18 protein-coding genes are annotated in these 19,844 nt (G+C 35.7%); 9 read left to right on the forward strand and 9 right to left on the reverse strand.

What is annotated here, in order from left to right; genetic code table 11:
* Positions 1–9: 9 nt before the first annotated feature.
* The 6 genes from trpC to BUE84_RS07565 form a co-directional block, all read right to left on the reverse strand.
* Positions 10–783 (reverse strand): indole-3-glycerol phosphate synthase TrpC, encoded by a 774-nt coding sequence (gene trpC / locus BUE84_RS07540; RefSeq protein ID WP_079241104.1) that lies wholly within the window; start codon positions 781–783, stop codon positions 10–12.
* Positions 784–816: 33 nt separating this feature from the next.
* Positions 817–1,803 (reverse strand): anthranilate phosphoribosyltransferase, encoded by a 987-nt coding sequence (trpD, locus tag BUE84_RS07545; RefSeq protein ID WP_079243880.1) that lies wholly within the window; start codon positions 1,801–1,803, stop codon positions 817–819.
* A 41-nt stretch (positions 1,804–1,844) separates the two neighbouring features.
* Entirely contained in the window at positions 1,845–2,447 is a 603-nt protein-coding gene (locus BUE84_RS07550) for an anthranilate synthase component II (protein WP_079241105.1), read from the reverse strand.
* A 51-nt stretch (positions 2,448–2,498) separates the two neighbouring features.
* Positions 2,499–3,923 carry an anthranilate synthase component I family protein gene (locus BUE84_RS07555; RefSeq protein WP_079241106.1) on the reverse strand — a complete coding sequence of 475 codons (1,425 nt, stop codon included), beginning with the start codon at positions 3,921–3,923 and terminating at the stop codon, positions 2,499–2,501.
* A gap of 246 nt (positions 3,924–4,169) precedes the next feature.
* Entirely contained in the window at positions 4,170–4,814 is a 645-nt protein-coding gene (locus BUE84_RS07560) for a hypothetical protein (protein ID WP_079241107.1), read from the reverse strand.
* Positions 4,815–4,997: 183 nt separating this feature from the next.
* Entirely contained in the window at positions 4,998–5,450 is a 453-nt protein-coding gene (locus tag BUE84_RS07565; RefSeq protein ID WP_079243881.1) for a cupin domain-containing protein, read from the reverse strand.
* Positions 5,451–5,650: 200 nt separating this feature from the next.
* On the opposite strand from BUE84_RS07565, the gene BUE84_RS07570 reads away from it, so the two are divergent.
* The 5 genes from BUE84_RS07570 to BUE84_RS07590 all read left to right on the forward strand — a co-directional run bounded on the left by BUE84_RS07570 (position 5,651) and on the right by BUE84_RS07590 (position 10,033).
* On the forward strand, positions 5,651–5,866 hold the full coding sequence (locus BUE84_RS07570; RefSeq protein ID WP_034696013.1) for a hypothetical protein: 216 nt from the start codon (positions 5,651–5,653) through the stop codon (positions 5,864–5,866).
* Positions 5,866–6,240: a c-type cytochrome gene (locus BUE84_RS07575; protein ID WP_079241108.1), complete on the forward strand. Its 375-nt coding sequence runs from the start codon at positions 5,866–5,868 to the stop codon at positions 6,238–6,240. The genes BUE84_RS07570 and BUE84_RS07575 overlap by 1 nt, the downstream gene beginning before the upstream one ends.
* A 3-nt stretch (positions 6,241–6,243) precedes the next feature.
* On the forward strand, positions 6,244–7,173 hold the full coding sequence (gene rlmF / locus BUE84_RS07580; protein ID WP_079241109.1) for a 23S rRNA (adenine(1618)-N(6))-methyltransferase RlmF: 930 nt from the start codon (positions 6,244–6,246) through the stop codon (positions 7,171–7,173).
* A gap of 291 nt (positions 7,174–7,464) precedes the next feature.
* Complete coding sequence (gene lysS / locus BUE84_RS07585) at positions 7,465–9,162, forward strand: lysine--tRNA ligase (RefSeq protein ID WP_079241110.1); 1,698 nt, start codon at positions 7,465–7,467, stop codon at positions 9,160–9,162.
* Between the two features lie 127 nt (positions 9,163–9,289).
* Positions 9,290–10,033 carry a hypothetical protein gene (locus BUE84_RS07590; RefSeq protein ID WP_079241111.1) on the forward strand — a complete coding sequence of 248 codons (744 nt, stop codon included), beginning with the start codon at positions 9,290–9,292 and terminating at the stop codon, positions 10,031–10,033.
* 19 nt (positions 10,034–10,052) lie between these two features.
* Here BUE84_RS07590 and BUE84_RS07595 read toward each other — a convergent pair whose 3' ends face one another.
* From BUE84_RS07595 to BUE84_RS07605, 3 genes are read right to left on the reverse strand one after another with little or no spacing between them, the layout of a single operon-like run.
* Complete coding sequence (locus BUE84_RS07595) at positions 10,053–10,568, reverse strand: ClbS/DfsB family four-helix bundle protein (protein WP_079241112.1); 516 nt, start codon at positions 10,566–10,568, stop codon at positions 10,053–10,055.
* Between the two features lie 7 nt (positions 10,569–10,575).
* Positions 10,576–11,580, reverse strand: coding sequence for a cytochrome d ubiquinol oxidase subunit II (locus BUE84_RS07600; protein WP_034695999.1), 1,005 nt, complete (start codon positions 11,578–11,580; stop codon positions 10,576–10,578).
* Positions 11,577–12,920, reverse strand: coding sequence for a cytochrome ubiquinol oxidase subunit I (locus BUE84_RS07605; protein ID WP_079241113.1), 1,344 nt, complete (start codon positions 12,918–12,920; stop codon positions 11,577–11,579). Before BUE84_RS07605 ends, BUE84_RS07600 begins: the two co-directional genes overlap by 4 nt.
* Positions 12,921–13,154: 234 nt before the next feature.
* On the opposite strand from BUE84_RS07605, the gene gyrB reads away from it, so the two are divergent.
* The 4 genes from gyrB to BUE84_RS07625 all read left to right on the forward strand — a co-directional run bounded on the left by gyrB (position 13,155) and on the right by BUE84_RS07625 (position 19,824).
* The gene (gene gyrB / locus BUE84_RS07610; protein WP_079241114.1) at positions 13,155–15,089 is read left to right on the forward strand and encodes a DNA topoisomerase (ATP-hydrolyzing) subunit B; all 1,935 of its coding nucleotides are present in this window, start codon (positions 13,155–13,157) and stop codon (positions 15,087–15,089) included.
* 81 nt (positions 15,090–15,170) lie between these two features.
* Positions 15,171–15,593 (forward strand): DUF5684 domain-containing protein, encoded by a 423-nt coding sequence (locus tag BUE84_RS07615; protein ID WP_034695994.1) that lies wholly within the window; start codon positions 15,171–15,173, stop codon positions 15,591–15,593.
* A 401-nt stretch (positions 15,594–15,994) separates the two neighbouring features.
* The gene (locus BUE84_RS07620; RefSeq protein ID WP_079241115.1) at positions 15,995–17,887 is read left to right on the forward strand and encodes a DUF3857 domain-containing protein; all 1,893 of its coding nucleotides are present in this window, start codon (positions 15,995–15,997) and stop codon (positions 17,885–17,887) included.
* A gap of 2 nt (positions 17,888–17,889) precedes the next feature.
* Positions 17,890–19,824, forward strand: coding sequence for a DUF3857 domain-containing protein (locus BUE84_RS07625; protein WP_079241116.1), 1,935 nt, complete (start codon positions 17,890–17,892; stop codon positions 19,822–19,824).
* The last annotated feature ends 20 nt before the right edge of the window (positions 19,825–19,844 follow it).

Genomic DNA, 19,844 nt, shown 5'->3' on the forward strand with positions numbered 1-19,844 from the left:
TTGATTATTTTAAATTTGAGACGCGAATTCTTCAAAAGCTTTGGCCGGATCTGTATTTTTCATGAAATATTCTCCCATCAGGAAACTGTCAAATCCTTTTTCTTTTAAAAATTGGAAATCTTCAAGGCTGTAAATACCACTTTCTGCAACAGATAAAACTTCTTTTGGAAGCTGGTTTTTCAACTGAACCGAATGCTGCAGATCCACCTTGAAATCTTTAAGATTCCTGTTATTAATACCAACTAAGTCGATTTTTGAATTAAAGTGCTTCAGTTCATCCTCCGTATGAATTTCCAGTAGAACCTCCATTTTCAGTTCATGAGCCAATTCTGTGAATTCTTGTACCTGAGAAGGTGAAAGGCATGAAGCAATCAGTAAAACGACATCAGCCCCAATACTTTTGGCTTCATAAAACTGGTATTCATCAATCATGAAATCTTTTCGCAGAATCGGAATGTTAATATTATTTCTTACATCTATAACATCATTTAAATTTCCTCCGAAAAAATCATGGTCAGTCAGGATAGAAATTCCGCTGGCTCCAAAATTTTCGTAAGCAGAAACTACTTCCAAAGGCTGTACACTATTGTTTATGATTCCTTTTGAAGGAGATTGTCTTTTAAATTCAGCGATAATACCGCTCTTATTTTTAATGGATTCTTTTAGTGAATATGTTGGTCTTCCAAAAGAGGCTGTATCTTTTAATCGGTCAGGGGAAATGCGCAATTTTGCAGAAGCAACTTCCTCTTTTTTTCGTTCAATAATTGTATCGAGTATCGTCATTTTTTGTGTCCAGAGTTAAGTGAATGGTGACTATTAATTAATCAAAAGATTAAAACTATTCAATGCTTTTCCGCTTTGAAGACTTTCCTGAGCCATTAAAAGACAGTCATCATACGTCCCGAATTTACCAGTGTTGTGTAGCGCTACTGATGCATTGGCAAGGATTACAGAGTTTTGTTGTACTGTACCATTTCCTTCCAGAATATTCATAAATATTTTTGCGGTTTCCTGAATGGAACTTCCGGCTTTAATATCTTCCAGTGTAACCGGATTGAAACCTAAATCTTCTGCAGAATAGATTTCTTCACCGTTTTTTGTAATAATCTTGCTGTCGTCGGTAAGGCTTATTTCATCATATCCGTCAAGACCGTGGACCAGAGTAAAATCACGTTCCTCTTTCTGAAGGAGATACTGATAAATTCTTGCAATTTCCAGATTATAAACTCCAATCATTGAATATTTTGGTTTTGCCGGATTTACCAATGGACCCAAAAGGTTAAAGAATGTCCTCAATCCCAAAGATTTTCTCAATAATCCGACTGATTGCAGTGCAGGATGAAAATAAGGGGCATGTAAGAAACAGATATTGGCTCTTTCAAGATCTTCATTCAATTGTTCTGAACTCTTTTTAAACTGATACCCCAGTTCTTCCAGTACATTCGATGAACCTGTAGTAGTAGAAGCTCCGTAATTTCCATGTTTTGTTACTTTTTGTCCGGCTCCGGCAACTACAAAACTGGCCAGAGTAGATATATTAATGGTGTCCTTTCCGTCACCTCCGGTTCCAACAATGTCAATTGCATCACTGGCATTGATATTTACAGGAACAGCCATTTGTAATAAAGCTTCTCTGAAGCCTTCCAGTTCTTTCAATGTGATATTCCGCATCAGGAAAACACTCATAAAAGCAGTAACTTCTGCAGTGTTGAATTTATTCTGTGCAATCTCAATCATCATTGCTTTTGCTTCAGATTTTGAGAGTGTGTTATGATTGAACAGATATTGCAGTATTTCTTTCATTTGTGGTGTTTTTATGGTTGTTGAAGAGATTTCTAAGGTTTTCATGACAACAGAAAGTTTTTAATAATTACTTCTCCTTCCGGCGTTAAAATACTTTCAGGGTGAAACTGTACTCCGTGTACATCATATGTTTTGTGCTGCAAAGCCATGATCATTCCGTCTTTATCTACAGCTGTAATTTCCAGTTCTTCCGGGAATTCTTCCGGATTTACTGCCCAGCTGTGATATCTTCCTACTTCCAATCCTGAATGTAAATCTTTGAAAACTTTGGTGTTTTCTTTTACAATTTCAGTAGTGGTGGCTACTCCGTGGAAGATTTCAGAGAGGTTAATCAGGCTTCCTCCAAAAGCTTCGGCTATAGCCTGCTGCCCGAGACATACTCCAAGGATACTTTTTGTAGGGGCATATTCTTTAATAAGGTCTAATAAAATACCGGCTTCTTCAGGAATTCCAGGCCCGGGAGAAAGGATGATTTTGTCATATTTTCCAATCTCTTCAAGAGTAATTTTATCATTTCTTACCACATCCACTCTTTGATTCAGAACTCTTTCGATAATCTGGACAAGGTTATAGGTGAAGCTATCATAGTTGTCGAAAACGAGAACTTTAAGCTGTGGCTGTTGGGTGTTTATATTGTTGTTCATTGCTTTTTTTGTTAGATAGTTGCTGGTGATTTTTGTTGCTAATTGACGGACTTATTTTTCAACTATTTTTTCGGCTTTTTCTACAGCTTTTTTAAGAGCATTCAGTTTGTTGTTGACTTCCTGCAGCTCACTTTCAGGAACAGATTTTGCCACAAGGCCGGCACCAGCCTGATAAAATAACGTGTTATTTTTGCTTAAGAATGTTCTGATCATGATGGCCTGATTACAGGTTCCGTTCAATCCGATAATTCCTATACAACCTCCATAGTATCCACGGGAATCTTTTTCGTATTGGTTGATCAGCTGAAGTGCTTTATGCTTAGGTGCACCGCTCAATGTTCCTTGAGGGAAAGTTGCGGAAACCATTTCAAGAGGATTGATATCGTTAGCAACATCTGCAGTCACTTCACTTACCATATGAATCACGTGAGAGAAAAGCTGGATCTCTTTAAGTTTAGTAACGGTTACATTTTTTCCAAGCTTTCCAAGATCATTTCTAGCCAGATCTACCAGCATGGTGTGTTCTGCATTTTCTTTAGGATCAGCTTTTAAAACTTCAATAGCTTCAAGATCAGCTTCAAAGTTTCCTGTTCTTTTTGAAGTTCCGGCAATCGGATGAATAATTGCTTTATTATTTTTAATGATTAACTGGCTTTCAGGACTTGATCCGAATAATTTATAATTTCCGTAATCAAAATAGAACAGGTAAGGGGAAGGGTTGATATTTCTCAAAGCACGGTACACATTGAACTCATCTCCCTTAAACTTCTGTTCAAATCTTCTGCTCAGCACCAACTGGAAGACATCACCGCGCATACAATGTTTCTGTGCTGTTTTTACCAGTTCAAGATAATCTTCATCGGTAATATTAGAGGTTTCCTCACTGGTTTTTTCAAAAGGATAAACTGGAGTATTCTGATTTTTAATAAGGTTTTCCAACAGATGAAGTTCAGATTTTACCCCATCAATAAAGTTTTCAATAATATGCATTTCATCATTGAAATGATTGATAGCAATCACATATTGGTATAATCTGTATCTCATCACAGGAATTTCTACTTCCTTGCTCTGTGCTTTAAGATTAATGTTTTCAAAGAATTGTACCGCTTCAAAGCTTGTATATCCAAAAAGACTCTGAGCTGTCTGTTCAATCGGGTCATGGGTTTCTTCACATTTAAAAATTTTTCGGAACTCTTCAAATATATCTGTGATATTTCGCTCCATAATAAATTGCTTTACAGGAGCAGAAGCAGGAAGTTTGATTTCATATTCGTTGAGGTTTTTCACTTCAATTCCGGCAATAGCGTTCACCGCAATAAAGGAAAAATTATTATCAATACTCTTTGAATCTGAACTTTCCAGAAGAATGGTGTCCCGGAATTTATCCCTGATTTTAAGATAAATATTCATAGGAGTATGAAGGTCTCCCAGTGTTTTTTTCGAAACAGTTTTTATTGTAATTGTGTTGGTCAGCATCTTATTGTTTTTTGTGAGATTAAGGAATAAAAAAAGGCTTTAACGGTATCCGTCAAAGCCTATATATTGTTTTTTGATTATTTCTGCTGTAGTTAACAACATGACAATACCTCCAGACCCGACGAAGAGTTTGAAAGCCACCACCAAATATTGTTGTTCATTTTTAACATGGGACAAATGTAGAAATTTTTTTAATAAAAAAACTAAAAAATATCAGAAAATACTAAAACTTAATATAGAAATCCTTTATTTAAGCTGCCTGAGCTCCTGTTTCAATTCTTTGATTTTTTCTCTGTATATTTTATCATTATCATATTCAACGTAATTTTCCAGTGCAGAAATGTATTCTTTTATGAATTCCTTATTTGTTGTATCAGCTTCATATTTGATTCTGGCAGAGTTAACAGGAGCCAGTTTTGAATACTTAATATTGGCCTGCCCTTCATCAGACTGATAATAGAGAATGACCATGTTTTTTTCATAGCCCGGAATGTATTTTACAGGAAAAGAAACTTCTGTCTGCGGAATCCTGATAGCGTTTTCAATCGGATAAATCGCTGCGCTGGTCGTAGAGAAAAATGTTGAAATATATTTTCCATCCTGTTTTTTGACAATAGCCTCATAATCGTGGATATACATGTCGTTCAGGGTAGAATTGGTTTCTACATCCGAAGTGATAATAGCTGTGCTTTCAACACCATATTTATTTAAAAACCATGCATTTAAAAACTGTCCTCCAAATCCATTTATTATAGCCAGTGGAATGATTGGGATCAAAAACCACGCTTTTTTGGTCAGATAGGAGAGCAATCCAAAGAACGCAAACAACAGAACCACAGTATAAAAACCATGATGGCTGGTGAAAAACAGAATTTTTGAAATTAAAACCATGGATTAAATATAATTATTTTATTTAAACGCTGAGATCGCAAAGATGTTATTAAATGATTATTAAAATGATCGCAAAGGCTTTTCATTCAGCAAAAGACGCTGTCATTAGCTAAACAAAGTGCCATGGCGAACAAAAAATTGAGTTTTATTATAATTACCTTGCGAACCCAGCGTTTAAACCATTTATTGTACCGGTTCAGACAAAGGAATATCAGGAGTTCCGCTGTAGAAAACAATTAAGGTGACTCCTTTGTCACCCGTTTTTCCTCGGTGACCCACATTCACCATTTCCGGTAGCACCTGGCCTTTACGTATCCATTGTGTTTTACCGTCTTCTTTTCTTTCCACCTGAATTTCACCTTTTTCTACATATGCTGCATTGATCACAGGATGTTTATGCCAATTCAGTGCTGAATTAGGAGGTACAGCAATTTTAAGAACCGTGATTTCCGGTTGTGTAGTAGGATAGGCCGGATATACCGTTCCATCCCATGATTTGGTGGTCTTTAATAATGTCACTGATTCAATTTTATCAGAATATTCTGATTGTGGTTCGTTAGATGAATTGTCACACGAAAGAAAGAGGGAAGAGGATACAACAAAGAAAGTTGTAGCCAACAAATTTTTTTTAGTCATAAGCTTCATATTTATATTTCGGTTTTGGTTCGGATCATCCGATATACAAAAATAATAACCTATTTTAAATTTCCCTATTGATGGAATTAATTTTTTATTGTTAAATTAAAACTCTGATCCCAAAAATATTTCTCAAAGAAAACATTTGTCATAAGTTTAAAAGGTTATTTTTTATATTTTTGCTTCCAAATTAGAAAAAAATGAAAAAAGTATTAGCAATCGCATTTATCGGAGGTTTATTATTAGCAAGCTGTTCTAAAAAAGTAGATCACTCTTTACAGGACACCAACACGATGCTTCCAGAGCCAGAAGTAGCTACTGTTGATTCTACGGCTAAAACTGCTGCTCCAGCTGCTGCAACTCCGGCTGCTCCTGCACCTGAAGCTGCTAAAACAGATTCTACAGCGAAGAAATAATGAAAAAAATACTTTTAGCAGGAACTTTGGGTCTTATGATCATTTCCTGTTCTAAAAAAGAAAATACAGCAGAAGTAGCGTCTTCTTCTGAAACAAGTGCTGTTTCAGAACCTGCTCAATCTAATCTTTCAGGTGATCAGATCATCGAAACATTGGACTGTTCAGGATGTCACTCTGTTAATGAGAGAATGATAGGACCTTCTTATAAGGAAATTGCAGGAAAGTATACTGAAAAGGATACAGAACTACTAGCTTCCAAAATTATAGAAGGCGGAAGTGGAGTATGGGGAAGTGTGCCTATGGCCGCCCATCCACAGGTATCTAAAGAAGATGCCAAAAAAATGGTGGAATATATTTTAAGTCAGAAGAAATAGAATATGTCCGCTGAAAAATCCAGTCTGCACACAAGAAATCTGCATCGCAATCCCTATGATTTTGATCAGCTTATTTCTTGTGTGCCGGAACTGAAACACTATGTTTTCGTGAATGCTTATCAGACGGTAACAATTAATTTCAGCATTCCAAAAGCAGTGAAACTGCTCAATAAAGCCTTACTCTTACATTTTTACAACATTAAAGGCTGGGATATTCCCGATACCAATCTTTGTCCACCCATTCCGGGAAGGGCAGATTATGTACATTATATTGCGGATCTTTTAGCTGAACAGCTTGATACAATTCCTACAGGAAATTCTGTAAAAGGCCTGGATATAGGAACAGGAGCCAATCTTGTGTATCCTTTAATCAGCCACAGATCTTATGGCTGGACAATGCTGGGAACAGATATTAATCAGGATTCATTGAAAAATGCTCAGAATATTCTGGGTCAGAATGAAGATCTATCCACTGCCATTCACTTGAAAAGTCAGCCTGATGCTGATCATATCTTTACCAATATCATTAGTCCTGACGACAGATTCACTTTTACGATGTGCAATCCTCCTTTTCATGATTCTGAAGAATCTGCCATGAAAGGGAATATCAGGAAAACAAAAAACCTTAGTAAATCAAAGAAAAGCAAACCTCTTCTTAACTTTAGTGGTCAACAGTCTGAGTTGTGGTGTGAAGGAGGCGAACTTGCATTTATTACAAAAATGATTAATGAAAGTGCATTATTTTCATCACATGTTCTTTGGTTCACATGTCTGGTTTCAAAAAAAGATAATATCAATAAGCTGACTAATCTTTTAAAAAACATCAAAGCTGTAGAAGTGAAAACCATTGATATGGCTCAGGGACAAAAAGTAAGCAGAATACTTGCCTGGTCGTTTATTCCTCAAAAAAACAGAAAAACCTGGTTGATTTAAAGTTCAATGTTTAAGGTTTAAAGCTTCTGACACGATAGATCAAATTACGAGACTAAATTAACTAATAATAGGGTGCCTTGCTAAGTGAAACGGCTTTGCGATCGTTTTTTTACCATTATATTAATAATAATCTTTGCGACCGCAGCGTTTAAATACTTCAATTATTGGTTGCAATACCTTATATCTCTTATCTCAAGTCCATTCCTTGTTTACTTTTTAAAATTTCTGCAAAAACCCATTGATGGTCATGTCAAAAATGCCTAAATTTGTACGCTTTTAGAAAAATAAGAAATGCAATTATCAGAACAAGAAATCATTAGAAGAGAAAAGCTGAATAAGCTTACTGAAATGGGGATTAATGCGTTCCCTGCGGATGAGTATATAATTACAGATACTACAGAATCTATAAAACAGGACTTTTCTGAAAGTAAACAGGTGAAGATCGCTGGTAGATTGATGTCCCGCAGAATTCAAGGAAAGGCTTCTTTTGCAGAATTGCAGGATTCTAAAGGAAAAATCCAGGTTTATTTCAACAGAGATGAGATCTGTCCGGGTGAAGATAAAGAACTATATAATGAAGTATACAAACACCTTTTAGATATCGGTGATATTATCGGTATCGAAGGAGAATTGTTTACTACTCAGGTAGGAGAGAAGACGGTTTTAGTGAAAAACTTTACGCTTCTTACAAAGGCTTTACGTCCTCTTCCACAGGCAAAAACTGACGATAACGGTGTTGTACACGACGGGTTCACCGATCCGGAATTAAGATACAGACAGCGTTATGTAGATTTAACGGTAAACCCACAGGTAAAAGAAATTTTCGTGAAAAGAACAAAATTGTTCAATGCCATGAGAACATTCTTTAATGATGCAGGATATTTTGAAGTGGAAACACCAATTCTACAGTCAATTCCTGGCGGAGCTGCAGCAAAACCGTTTATCACGCATCACAATGCATTAGATATTCCATTATATTTAAGAATTGCCAACGAATTATATCTGAAGAGATTGATCGTAGGTGGTTTTGATGGTGTATATGAATTCTCTAAAAACTTCAGAAATGAAGGGATGGACAGAACACATAACCCCGAGTTTACCGCTATGGAAATCTACGTAGCGTACAAAGATTACAACTGGATGATGGATTTCACTGAGAAATTATTGGAATTCTGTGCTATTCAGGTAAACGGAACTACAACGGCTACATTTGGAGAACACAATGTAGACTTCAAAGCTCCTTATCCAAGAGTTTCCATGACAGAAGCAATCCTGAAATTTACAGGTTTTGATATCACAGGAAAAACTGAGAAGGAATTATATGATTTTGCCAAGTCTATCGGTATTGAAGTGAATGAGACGATGGGGAAAGGAAAATTAATCGATGAGATCTTTGGTGAGAAATGTGAAGGAAACTTCATCCAGCCGACTTTCATTACAGATTATCCGATCGAAATGTCTCCACTGACAAAGAAACACAGAAGTAAAGAAGGCTTAACAGAGCGTTTTGAATTAATGGTATGCGGTAAAGAAATCGCTAACGCTTATTCAGAGCTTAATGATCCTATCGATCAGAGAGAACGTTTTGAAGCACAGATGGCTTTATCTGAAAGAGGAGATGATGAAGCAATGTTCATTGATCAGGACTTCTTAAGAGCATTGGAATATGGTATGCCACCAACTTCAGGGCTAGGAATCGGTATGGACAGATTAATCATGTTCTTAACGAATAATCCATCTATCCAGGAAGTGTTATTCTTCCCTCAGATGAGACCTGAAAAAGCGGTTCCACAAATTGAATTGGGAGAGGATGAAAAAGTAATCCTTGAAATCCTTAACTCTCAGGAAGAAGCAATGTCTCTGGCTGAAGTAAAAGAAAGAAGCCAGTTATCCGGTAAAAAATGGGATAAAGCTTCTAAAACTTTGACAAAAAATAATATTGTGAAAGTAGAGAAGATTGACGAAAATCTTTTGATGAAACTGGCTTAAGATTTAAGACAATAAATAGTATAAATAAAAAGACTGCTTTTGGGCAGTCTTTTTTTGTAGGGCATTGTAAAAGAAGGTTTTATTTGTATATTCATCTCCTGAAAAACTAACTGAAAACCTATTAAACATGTCAAAAAGAATTAAAATTCTTCAACCTGTTGCGCTATATTCGGCTCATGAAGAAAATTCCAAAACTTCTGACTTTTTACACGAAGGAGAAATTGTAGAATTTAACCGTGAAAAAAGGCGAAATGGAATTAACTGGATGGAAATTTATGTTGCCGGAAAGATCTTATATATAAAGAAAGATTTTTCTAAAATGTATATTGTAAGAGATGCCAGTCTTTCCGATGATTCCTGCACCGTTGTATTTATTGAAGAAAATGATGGTAGAAAACGGTCTTTTTCTGAAGTATTCAGTGGTTCAAGAATAGAAAATGAAGAAAATAATACGGCTGTAAAACTAAGCAGGACTTATGATTCAGGGAAAAAGGAAAAGTATCTGGAACTTTTCTATGATAAAAACAATGCAGACGTGAATATTAAAACACTTGTTAAAAAAGATAAATTTGACATTACTTCTGAAAACAAAATTTTTCTTGAAATTTTATATGGTAAAAAAACGGGGTATATTCTTTCTAATGTAGATTATTCTGAAAGTAAAGACTGGTGGATGAAACCTCTTATGTATATCATCATGATTGCTGTAGCAATCCTTGCGTTTGCAGTAATTTTTAAAACCGGATGGATCGTTATAGGGCCAATTCTTTTGATTCCAGGTGCTATATTGGCATTTGTCATTATGCTTGTTGTCAAAATAACACTGGGGATACTCAATTTCTTTTTTCAAAGAATTAGAAAACGTTTTTAAAAATATAAAAGGTACAGAACTATGCTGTACCTTTTTCTTTTTTCCATTTCCGAAGCTGTCCTCTGAAGTTTTTAAACGGAGCTACGGTATTGATGTGAATCCATTTCCAGACCGGCCATTGGGCGGGAGTAGTTGCCCATTTCCTCTGTCCGGGAGTGAATAATGTTTCATCGTCAAGATTTTCTATCCAAGTGATAATTTCATTAACCTGACTTCGTAGCAGCTCTCTTTGCTGTTGTAGACTATAAGAACCATATTCATGATAAAAAGACTGATATAATCCTCCAAGATTATTCCATTTATATTCAGGAGTGGGAGTTTTCACTTCAATTCCTTTGCTTTCATCAGATTCCCATTGTAAAAGCAGGTGAGTCCAGCCCAATTGATAGGAAATATTTTGGGATGGAGTTTTGTCAACTCCCGGTTGCAGAAGATCTTTTTCCTCTTCTTTTACATCATCAAATTCCTTATCATAGAGCAGGTATCTTTTCTTTAACTCTTCAATCAATTCTGTTTTGTCTTTATAAGTCTGCATATTTTATCTATTTTCTCAGCTTACTGAAAGAAGCCATCAGATAAAATAAGAAAGGAAGAATAAATAATGATCCCAGCATCAATGCCCATCCTAATGCAGCAATAGTTTTCGGAGGAGCCATATGCTCAAGCAATGAAAGATGCTGTCCGTTTCCTAATAAAATAATATCCGGATTATGCTGATAGGTTGCCGCTACTAAAATCATCACCATCTGGAATCCAGCCAAAGCACGTACAGGAAGTAGTTTTTGACGGTTCATCGCTCTTAAAATAAGCAATAAAGCAATCGTAGCAAAGGCAATTGCCATAATCCCCAAAGGTTTGGAAAATACCCACATCAAAAGAGGAATATCTGAAATATAAGCGGTCACAAATACCAGAATTCCTGTAATCACAACGAAGATCATGGTCTGTTTGGATTTTCTGATCATTAATAAAAGATCAGCTTTATCACGGGTTTCTCTTAATGAAAAGATGGAAGCAAGATAGGCACAAAGCGCCACCGTAAATAAACCTACAGAAACTCCAAACCAGTTCAGCCAGCTAAATACATACAAATCCAGAAAACCTACAGCATCAGGATTGATAGAATGTGAAACGGTAGCAGCAGCAATTAATCCCAAAAAGAAAGGAGTTAAAAGACTGGCATAGTAAAAGATCTGAGTATATAAAACCTGCCAGTTATCCTTTACCGCATCATAATGTCTGAAGGTAAAGGCTGTTCCTCTTGCAATAATTCCCAAAAGCATCAGTACTAAAGGAATATGAAGGTAGGTAGACATGGTGGTATAAATCTCGGGAAACCCTACAAAGAGAATTACAATGGCGATGATGAGCCACATATGATTGGCTTCCCATACAGGAGCAATGGATTCATACATGATTTCCTGGGTTTTATTTCTGGCTTTTTTATGCGTGAAAAGTTCCACAATTCCAGCCCCGAAATCAGCTCCGCCTAAAATAATATAAAGACAGATGGAGAGCCAGAGAAAACCTATTACAATGTAAATCATGATTTTTTATTTTTATCGTTAAACTGAGCATCGGTAGGATCATAAAGCTTCGGTACCATTTGAATCTGTCTCTTTAAAAGGAAAACAAGGATCAATGATAATGATACGAAAATAGCAGTAAAGAAATAGAATGAATACTGTATTCCCGGCATAGGAGTTACAGCGTCAACCGTCCTCATGATTCCATAAATAATCCAAGGCTGCCTTCCGACTTCAGTTACTGTCCATCCGGCTTCCAGCGCAATATATCCAAAAGGTGTTGCTATTAAAAATGTTTTCAGTAACCAGTGTTTATTCAGCCATTCTTTTTTGAAGAAGAAAGCATATAAATAAATAGCTCCAATAACAATCATCACCACTCCGAAGAAAATCATGATTTGGAAAGCATAATGAACCACAGCAATCGGAGGCCATTCATCTCTAGGGAAATCCTTAAGACCTTTAACTTCAGAATTGAAATCATTGCTCACCAGAAAACTTAAAACTTTCGGAATTTTCACCGCATATTTCACTTCTTCTTTTTCCTCATCAGGAATTCCTCCAATCACAAATGAAGCCCCTTTTTCAGTTTCAAAATGCGCTTCCATAGCTGCCAGCTTAATAGGTTGTCTTTCCGCTACCGATTTAGCGGCAACATCACCACTTAACGGTGCACCAAATGCTCCGATCAATGCAAAACCTACAGCAATTCTGAAAGCTTTGGTATGAAATTCAATATTTCTTTTTCGCATGATCATAAAAGCATGTACTCCAGCTACAGCAAATCCTGTTGCACAAAATGCAGCAACCGTCATGTGGAGAGCCTGAGGGAACCATGCATCATTAAACATCGCTTTGATAGGATCTATATTAAGATACTGTCCATTGATATAATCGAAACCGGTTGGAGAGTTCATCCATGAGTTGGCTGCTACTACCAGAATTCCGGAAGCAAGCCCGCTTACTCCTACAAGAAATCCGCAGAACCAGTGAAACCATTTATTGAACCTTTCCCATCCATATAAAAAGAACCCGATAGCAATAGCCTCAATGAAAAAGGCTGTTCCTTCCAATGAAAACGGCATTCCGAAAATAGGACCTGCATGCTTCATAAATCCAGGCCATAGAAGCCCAAGTTCAAAGGAAAGCATTGTTCCTGAAACCGCACCTGTCGCAAAAAGGATGGCTACCCCTTTGCTCCATGCTTTTGTCAGTCCTTTGTATACTTCGTTATTGGTTTTTAAGTATTTCCAATGGGCAAAAGCCATCAGAAAAGGCATCACCATACCCACACAGGAGAATATGATATGAAAGCCCAGAGAGAGTGCCATCTGAGCGCGTGCTGCTATAAAATCATCCATAATATCAACTTTTCAGTAAATAAATTTACGCATAAATTATTGATGTTGAATATGATTTACAACAGTTGGTATTTCACGAATACCTTTTAATTTTGAATCTTTTATTGGCATTCTATTTCTTATGTTTTTACTAAGAAAACTCTACATTTTTTTGACACTTTTTAACTTTCATACCTCGAAAAAAATCACGATATTTGTAAGTCTTTGCATATAGCAGGATTTTTAATATTTAATATGAGTCAAAAACAATATACAGCTAGTAGTATTCAGGCATTGGAAGGAATGGAGCACGTTCGTATGCGTCCTTCAATGTACATTGGTGATGTAGGAGTCAGAGGACTTCACCACTTGGTTTATGAAGTAGTAGATAACTCTATTGACGAGGCATTGGCAGGATACTGCGACACGATCTTCGTTAGCATCAAGGAAGGAAACGGAATTGAGGTAAGTGATAACGGTAGAGGTATCCCGGTTGATTTCCACGAAAAAGAACAGAAATCTGCCCTTGAAGTTGTAATGACGAAAATTGGAGCCGGAGGTAAGTTTGACAAAGACTCTTATAAGGTTTCTGGAGGTCTTCACGGGGTTGGGGTTTCGTGTGTGAATGCACTTTCCAACGAGATGATCACTACTGTTTACAGAGACGGAAACGTTTACCAGCAGATCTATTCAAGAGGAAAAGCACAAACAGGTGTAGAGGAAATTGGTCACAGTGAAAGAAGAGGTACCAAACAGTTTTTCCAACCGGATGATACCATCTTTACAGAATTAATTTATAATTACGATACATTAGCAAGCCGTTTAAGAGAACTTTCTTATCTTAATAAAGGAATTACCATTACATTAACGGATGAAAGAGAGAAATTAGAAGACGGATCTTTCCGTTCAGAAATTTTTCATTCAGAAGGTGGATTAAAAGAATTCGTTGCTTACATTGACGGAAACCGTGAGTCCATCATGGAACACGTAATTTTCATGGAAGGGGAAAGAGATGATATTCCTGTAGAAGTAGCAATGCGTTACAATACTTCTTTCAACGAAAATCTTCACTCTTACGTAAACAATATCAACACACATGAAGGAGGAACTCACCTGGCAGGTTTCAGACGTGCTTTGACGAGAACCCTTAAGAAATATGCAGATGATCTTGGTATTCCTCAGAAAGAGAAAGTAGAAGTTACAGGAGATGACTTCCGTGAGGGGTTAACAGCTGTAGTTTCTGTAAAAGTAATGGAGCCTCAGTTTGAAGGACAGACTAAAACAAAATTAGGAAACTCTGAAGTTTCAGGGGCTGTAGATAAAATTGTAGGGGAAATGCTTACTAACTTCTTGGAAGAAAATCCTAATGAAGCTAAGCTGATCGTTCAAAAGGTTGTTTTAGCTGCAAAAGCAAGACAGGCTGCTAAAAAAGCCCGTGAAATGGTTCAGAGAAAATCTCCGATGGGAGGTTCTGGTCTTCCGGGAAAACTATCTGACTGTTCTTCAAAAGATCCTGCAGAATCTGAAATCTTCCTTGTAGAGGGAGATTCCGCAGGTGGAACAGCTAAGCAGGGAAGAGACAGGCACTTCCAGGCTATCCTTCCTTTAAGAGGTAAAATCTTGAACGTAGAAAAATCTATGCTTCATAAAGTTTACGATAATGAGGAAATCAGAAATATCTATACAGCTCTTGGGGTTTCTGTAGGTACTGAAGAAGACAGCAAAGCGTTGAACATGGCTAAGCTAAGATACCACAAGATTGTTATCATGACCGATGCCGATATTGATGGATCTCACATTTCGACACTGATCCTTACTTTCTTCTTCAGATATATGAAGGAGCTTATTGAAAACGGATATATCTATATTGCTCAACCTCCTTTATATCTATTAAAGAAAGGGAACAAAAAAGTATATGCTTATAACGAAAAAGAACGTGAAGAGTTTACTTTAGAAATGGCTCCGGACGGAAAAGGAGTAGAAGTACAACGTTACAAAGGTCTTGGAGAAATGAACCCTGAGCAGCTTTGGGAAACTACCCTTAATCCTGAACACAGAATTCTGAAGCAGGTAACTATCGATAATGCTGTAGAGGCTGATAGTGTTTTCTCAATGTTGATGGGAGATGAAGTTCCGCCAAGAAGAGAATTTATCGAGAAAAATGCGAAATATGCAAAAATTGATGCATAAACGTTTTTAAAAATATAATAAAAAAGCTTCTAATTATTTAGAAGCTTTTTTTATATTTGGATAAACCAAAAAAACAATAATATGTTAACTCTTTTACAAACAGACCCTTATAACGGGGCAGATGCAGCTTCCGGAGCAGTAGCTGCAGGATTAGGGATCGGAACAATGTTCTTCGGCTTACTTTGCTATATTTTCTATGGATATTGCATGTACAAAATCTTCCAAAAAGCAGGAAGACAAGATGCCTGGGCTGCCTTTATTCCTATTTATAATACTATCGTATTGCTGGAAATTGTGAAAAAACCAATTTGGTGGATCATTTTGTTCTTTATTCCATTGGTGAATATCTATGCATGCTGGGTTGTATATGACAGATTAGCCAAAGGTTTTGCCAAAGAAACTCCTCTCTACACAATTCTGATTCTCCTTTTCGGATTTATTTTTATTCCTGTATTGGGACTTGGAAGTGATCAGTTTGATAGTAAACTGGTCCCAAATGATTAAAAAAAACAGAAAAAATTAAAAGACTTCATCTTTGAGGTCTTTTTTTATAAATAATTTTTCAGCTGTAGAATTTATTGTACTTCTTCTTATTATTAATTCTACATTATTAAAATTACCTGAATTGTAATTTATTTTAAATTTGAAATGCAGATAATATGAAGTTTATCCCTTCATACCACAGAATAGATACATCCTTCGCCCAATATAGAATGAGTATAAATATTCTGTTTTTAACTTTTCAAAATTGAATGATGAAAAGTTGATAATGTGTTCATTTTCTTATAGGTACATTTAATACAGTACTTTTTTAAGTAATAGGTTAAGGCTTCACATGTTGAAGCCTTTTATATTTTTTTTAACAGTTATTAAGATTTTATTATTTTTGTGTAATTTTAATAACTATGATGAAAATACTAGTTCTGGGGGCGCTCTCTGTTGCCTCCTTATATTTCGCACAGAGCTATCCTGCCTCTGCCATTCCGGAGAATTTAAAAAAAAATGCAGATGTTGTGATTCGAAAGGATTTTACAACAATTCAGATCAATAAAATTGATGAAATAAAATATCAGAAAAATAAGGTCACTACAGTTTTAAATAAAGACGGGGATAATGAAGCAGTAGCTTATATTTCTTATGATAAATCAAAAAGTATTTCGAACATCAAAGTGACGATTTATGATGAAGTCGGGAAAAAAATTAAAAGTGTTTCAAAATCTGATTTTAAAGATGTAGCCAACAATCCTCAGGGAGTTTTTTATTCTGATAACAGGATATTGGTTTATTCATATACCCCAGTTCAATATCCCTACACTATTGACTTTTCGTATGAAGCGGAAGATGAAGATACTGTTTTTATCCCGGATTTTGTACCGTTTATTTCTCCTAAAATCTCTTTGGAAGAAGCACAGTTTAAAATCATTAACACTTCGGGAATTGAACTTAGATCTAAGATTTACCCTTCAAAATACAATTATACCTCAGTGATAGAAAGCGGTAGTGGAAATGATAAAACATATTCATATAAAAATGTAGCAGCCATTGACGATGCTTTTATGGTTCCACAACCTGTTAAAATTTTACCTGCAGTCAACTTTGCACTTACGAAATTTAATCTGGCAGGAAAGCAGGGAACTTTAAATACCTGGACGGACTTTGGAACCTGGATTTACAATGATCTTTTGGTACCTGTTTCTGCATCTACTCCTGCTATTAAAGCTGAAGTAGCTTCTTTACAATTACAAGGATCAGTAGAAGATAAAGTAAAGAAAATTTATCAGTACATGCAGAACAAAACCCGATATATTGCTGTTTCATTAGGAATAGGAGGCTGGCAGCCCATGTTGCCGGATGAGGTTCAGAAAAAAGGATATGGAGACTGTAAAGGGCTCACCAATTATATGAAGATTCTTTTGAATGAAGCTGGAATCCCTTCCAATTATTGTATTATCAATTCCGGTCGTTCAGAGGTTTCCTTTGATCCGGAATTTCCTTCTATGGGTGGGAATCATATTATTCTGATGGTCCCAACGGAAAAGGGAAATATCTGGCTTGAAAATACTTCTCAGCAAATAGCTTTTAACCACTTAAGTTACAGTACTACGGACAGAAATGTACTTTCCGTAACCCCAAAAGGAATAGAACTCATTAATACACCGGTCTATAAAGCTGAACAGAACAAAGAAAAACAAATATTGAGAGTTAACCTTAATGAAGATAATAGTATTATCGGAACAGGAAACTTTTCCTATACAGGAAATCAGTATGATTATAATTTAAGATTTGCTAATCTTAATCCTAAGGAAAAAAATGATGCACTGAAGGGAACTTTTGATGTTTTAAACTTTGAAAAAGTTGAAATGAAAAACTTTAATAATGACAGAGATAATGCTGTTATTACTTATGACGTGGATTTCAAAACCAATAATTTCTCTAAAAAAGCAGGAAACAGCCTTCTCTTCAGATCGGTTCCTATTTTTTCAGATTTGATCTTTAAAACGGATGAAAATCGTGAACTTCCTTTTGAAGTAAATATGTCTTACGAAGATGAATATGAAATTGATTTTGTTCTTCCTATGGGGTATAAAGTGGATGAAACTCCAGATAATTCAAGCATCACTTCAGAATTTGGATCTTATAAGCTAAGTTATGTTAAAACCGATGGCGAGGTAAAGGTGATCAGAAAAATGCAGATTAATAAAGGATTATATCCAAAAGAAAAATACAATGATTACATCAATTTCAGAAAAAAGATTCTGAATATGGACAACTCAAAAATTTTAATAACAAAACTATAACCATGAAAAAAATTATAATATTGCTTCTTTGCTCTGCCAATACAATATGGGTCAATGCTCAGAAGAAATATGAATTTCTGAATCCTCCTAAATTTAATGATGCAGATTTGTCTAAAGCAAAATCATTATTAGATGAAAATGCTCCTGCCGAAATTTTGTATAAATCTGCTTATTTTATGGTAGATGCCAATACAGGGAATCTGCACAAAAGATATTTTTACAGAGTTAAGATTTATAATAAAGATAAAGCTGAAGACTGGTTGAATCTTGAAATTCCTATTTATAATGTTGGAACCAACAGAGAATCGCTGGGGAAATTCAAAGCTTTTACCTATAATCTTGAAAATGGAACTACGGTTCCCGTAAAAGTGGAAAAAAGTTCTCAATATAAAAGTAAAGAGAATAAATATGTTACTTTAACGAAATTTGCTTTTCCAAGCGTGAAAAACGGATCAGTTATAGAATATCAATATGAAATTATATCTCCGTTCCGATTTATGATTCCTGAGGTATTGATAGAATCCGATACTCCTTCACTGAATACGGAATATGTTTTTGATACGCCCATCAATATGTCTTATAATGTAAACTATACGGGAGGAATCAGCCCTAAGTATAGAGAAATGGAAGAAAGATATCTGTATGGTGCTCAATATAAAACCTTTAGGTTTGCTTATGAAAATTTGAATGGCTTTAAAACTGAGAAATTTGTGCGAAATGATAGAAATTTCAGAACAAAAATCAGCGCGGAACTAAACTCTACAAATTTCGGTGAGCTTAAGTTGTATTCATCTTCATGGGATCAGATTTCTAAGAGACTTTATGAAAGTGAAGATTTTGGAGGTGAGCTGAAAAGAACAAAACTGGCAAAAGAAAATATGCCGGCAGGAGTTTCGGAAATGAAAACTGACCTTGAAAAAGCAAATGCCATTTTTTCATATGTTCAGAAAACCTTTACCTGGAATAAAGACAAAGGGGTTTACACCGAAGATGGAATTAAAAAGCTTTTGGAAACTAAAACCGGAAATGCTGCAGAAATTAATCTTTTTCTGGTTATGATGCTTCGTGAAGCTGGTCTTAAAGCCGATCCGTTGGTTATTTCTACAGTAGAAAACGGGCTGATCAATATGGTATCTCCCAATATATCCAATATGAACTTCGTGTTGAGTGCAATCAATATAGATAATCAGCTGCATATTTATGATGCTACTTCTAAACAGTCTTCGCTGGATGAAATTCCTCTTAAAAACTGGAATCAGCTAGGAATCCTGGTGACCAAAGATAAAGCTCTGCAGATTCAAATGACCAATTTGAAATCCAGTAATACTTATCTTACCGCAAATGCCAAGATAAATGATGACGGAAGTATTTCCGGTACCTATTCAGATAAAGATACAGGTGCATACGCAATGTATGTTAAAGACAACTACGATGATAATGCAGAAAAATACAAAAAACAGTATAAGGAGAACTTTTCAATGGACTTCACGGATATCAATTCAAAAGTGCTGGAAAATGGAGACTTTGAAAGCAGCATGAAATTTTCTTCATCCAACCTTATTGACAGAGTAGGGAAGAAAATGATTATTAATCCAATGTTGTTTTTGAGTAAAAACTCTAATGAATTTGATCAAACCGAAGTCAGAAAATATCCTATCGATTTTGGATCGCCTATAACCAGAACCAAAAAGGTCACTCTTGAAATCCCGGAAGGATATGTGATTGAGGAAATGCCTAAAGAAAAAAGAATTGTTACCGAAGATAAAGAGATAGCTTATACCTATTCTGTAGAACAAAAAGGAAATTTATTGGTGGTGACTACGACTACAAAAATTGGTAGTTCAGATTATCCGAAAGAATATTACCCTGCATTCAAACAAATCTGGGGCGTTGCTTCGAAATTTGAAAATCAGGTAATCAGCCTTGTAAAAAAGTAATAGTTAATAGGATTTAAATA

This window comes from Chryseobacterium indologenes (genome assembly GCF_002025665.1).
GTDB lineage: Bacteria > Bacteroidota > Bacteroidia > Flavobacteriales > Weeksellaceae > Chryseobacterium > Chryseobacterium metallicongregator.

Coding starts and splice junctions, on each gene's coding strand:
- trpC (WP_079241104.1), bottom strand. CDS start 783: ATGACGATACTCGATACAATTATTGAACGAAAAAAAGAGGAAGTTGCT.
- trpD (WP_079243880.1), bottom strand. CDS start 1,803: ATGAAAGAAATACTGCAATATCTGTTCAATCATAACACACTCTCAAAA.
- BUE84_RS07550 (WP_079241105.1), bottom strand. CDS start 2,447: ATGAACAACAATATAAACACCCAACAGCCACAGCTTAAAGTTCTCGTT.
- BUE84_RS07555 (WP_079241106.1), bottom strand. CDS start 3,923: ATGCTGACCAACACAATTACAATAAAAACTGTTTCGAAAAAAACACTG.
- BUE84_RS07560 (WP_079241107.1), bottom strand. CDS start 4,814: ATGGTTTTAATTTCAAAAATTCTGTTTTTCACCAGCCATCATGGTTTT.
- BUE84_RS07565 (WP_079243881.1), bottom strand. CDS start 5,450: ATGACTAAAAAAAATTTGTTGGCTACAACTTTCTTTGTTGTATCCTCT.
- BUE84_RS07570 (WP_034696013.1), top strand. CDS start 5,651: ATGAAAAAAGTATTAGCAATCGCATTTATCGGAGGTTTATTATTAGCA.
- BUE84_RS07575 (WP_079241108.1), top strand. CDS start 5,866: ATGAAAAAAATACTTTTAGCAGGAACTTTGGGTCTTATGATCATTTCC.
- rlmF (WP_079241109.1), top strand. CDS start 6,244: ATGTCCGCTGAAAAATCCAGTCTGCACACAAGAAATCTGCATCGCAAT.
- lysS (WP_079241110.1), top strand. CDS start 7,465: ATGCAATTATCAGAACAAGAAATCATTAGAAGAGAAAAGCTGAATAAG.
- BUE84_RS07590 (WP_079241111.1), top strand. CDS start 9,290: ATGTCAAAAAGAATTAAAATTCTTCAACCTGTTGCGCTATATTCGGCT.
- BUE84_RS07595 (WP_079241112.1), bottom strand. CDS start 10,568: ATGCAGACTTATAAAGACAAAACAGAATTGATTGAAGAGTTAAAGAAA.
- BUE84_RS07600 (WP_034695999.1), bottom strand. CDS start 11,580: ATGATTTACATTGTAATAGGTTTTCTCTGGCTCTCCATCTGTCTTTAT.
- BUE84_RS07605 (WP_079241113.1), bottom strand. CDS start 12,920: ATGGATGATTTTATAGCAGCACGCGCTCAGATGGCACTCTCTCTGGGC.
- gyrB (WP_079241114.1), top strand. CDS start 13,155: ATGAGTCAAAAACAATATACAGCTAGTAGTATTCAGGCATTGGAAGGA.
- BUE84_RS07615 (WP_034695994.1), top strand. CDS start 15,171: ATGTTAACTCTTTTACAAACAGACCCTTATAACGGGGCAGATGCAGCT.
- BUE84_RS07620 (WP_079241115.1), top strand. CDS start 15,995: ATGATGAAAATACTAGTTCTGGGGGCGCTCTCTGTTGCCTCCTTATAT.
- BUE84_RS07625 (WP_079241116.1), top strand. CDS start 17,890: ATGAAAAAAATTATAATATTGCTTCTTTGCTCTGCCAATACAATATGG.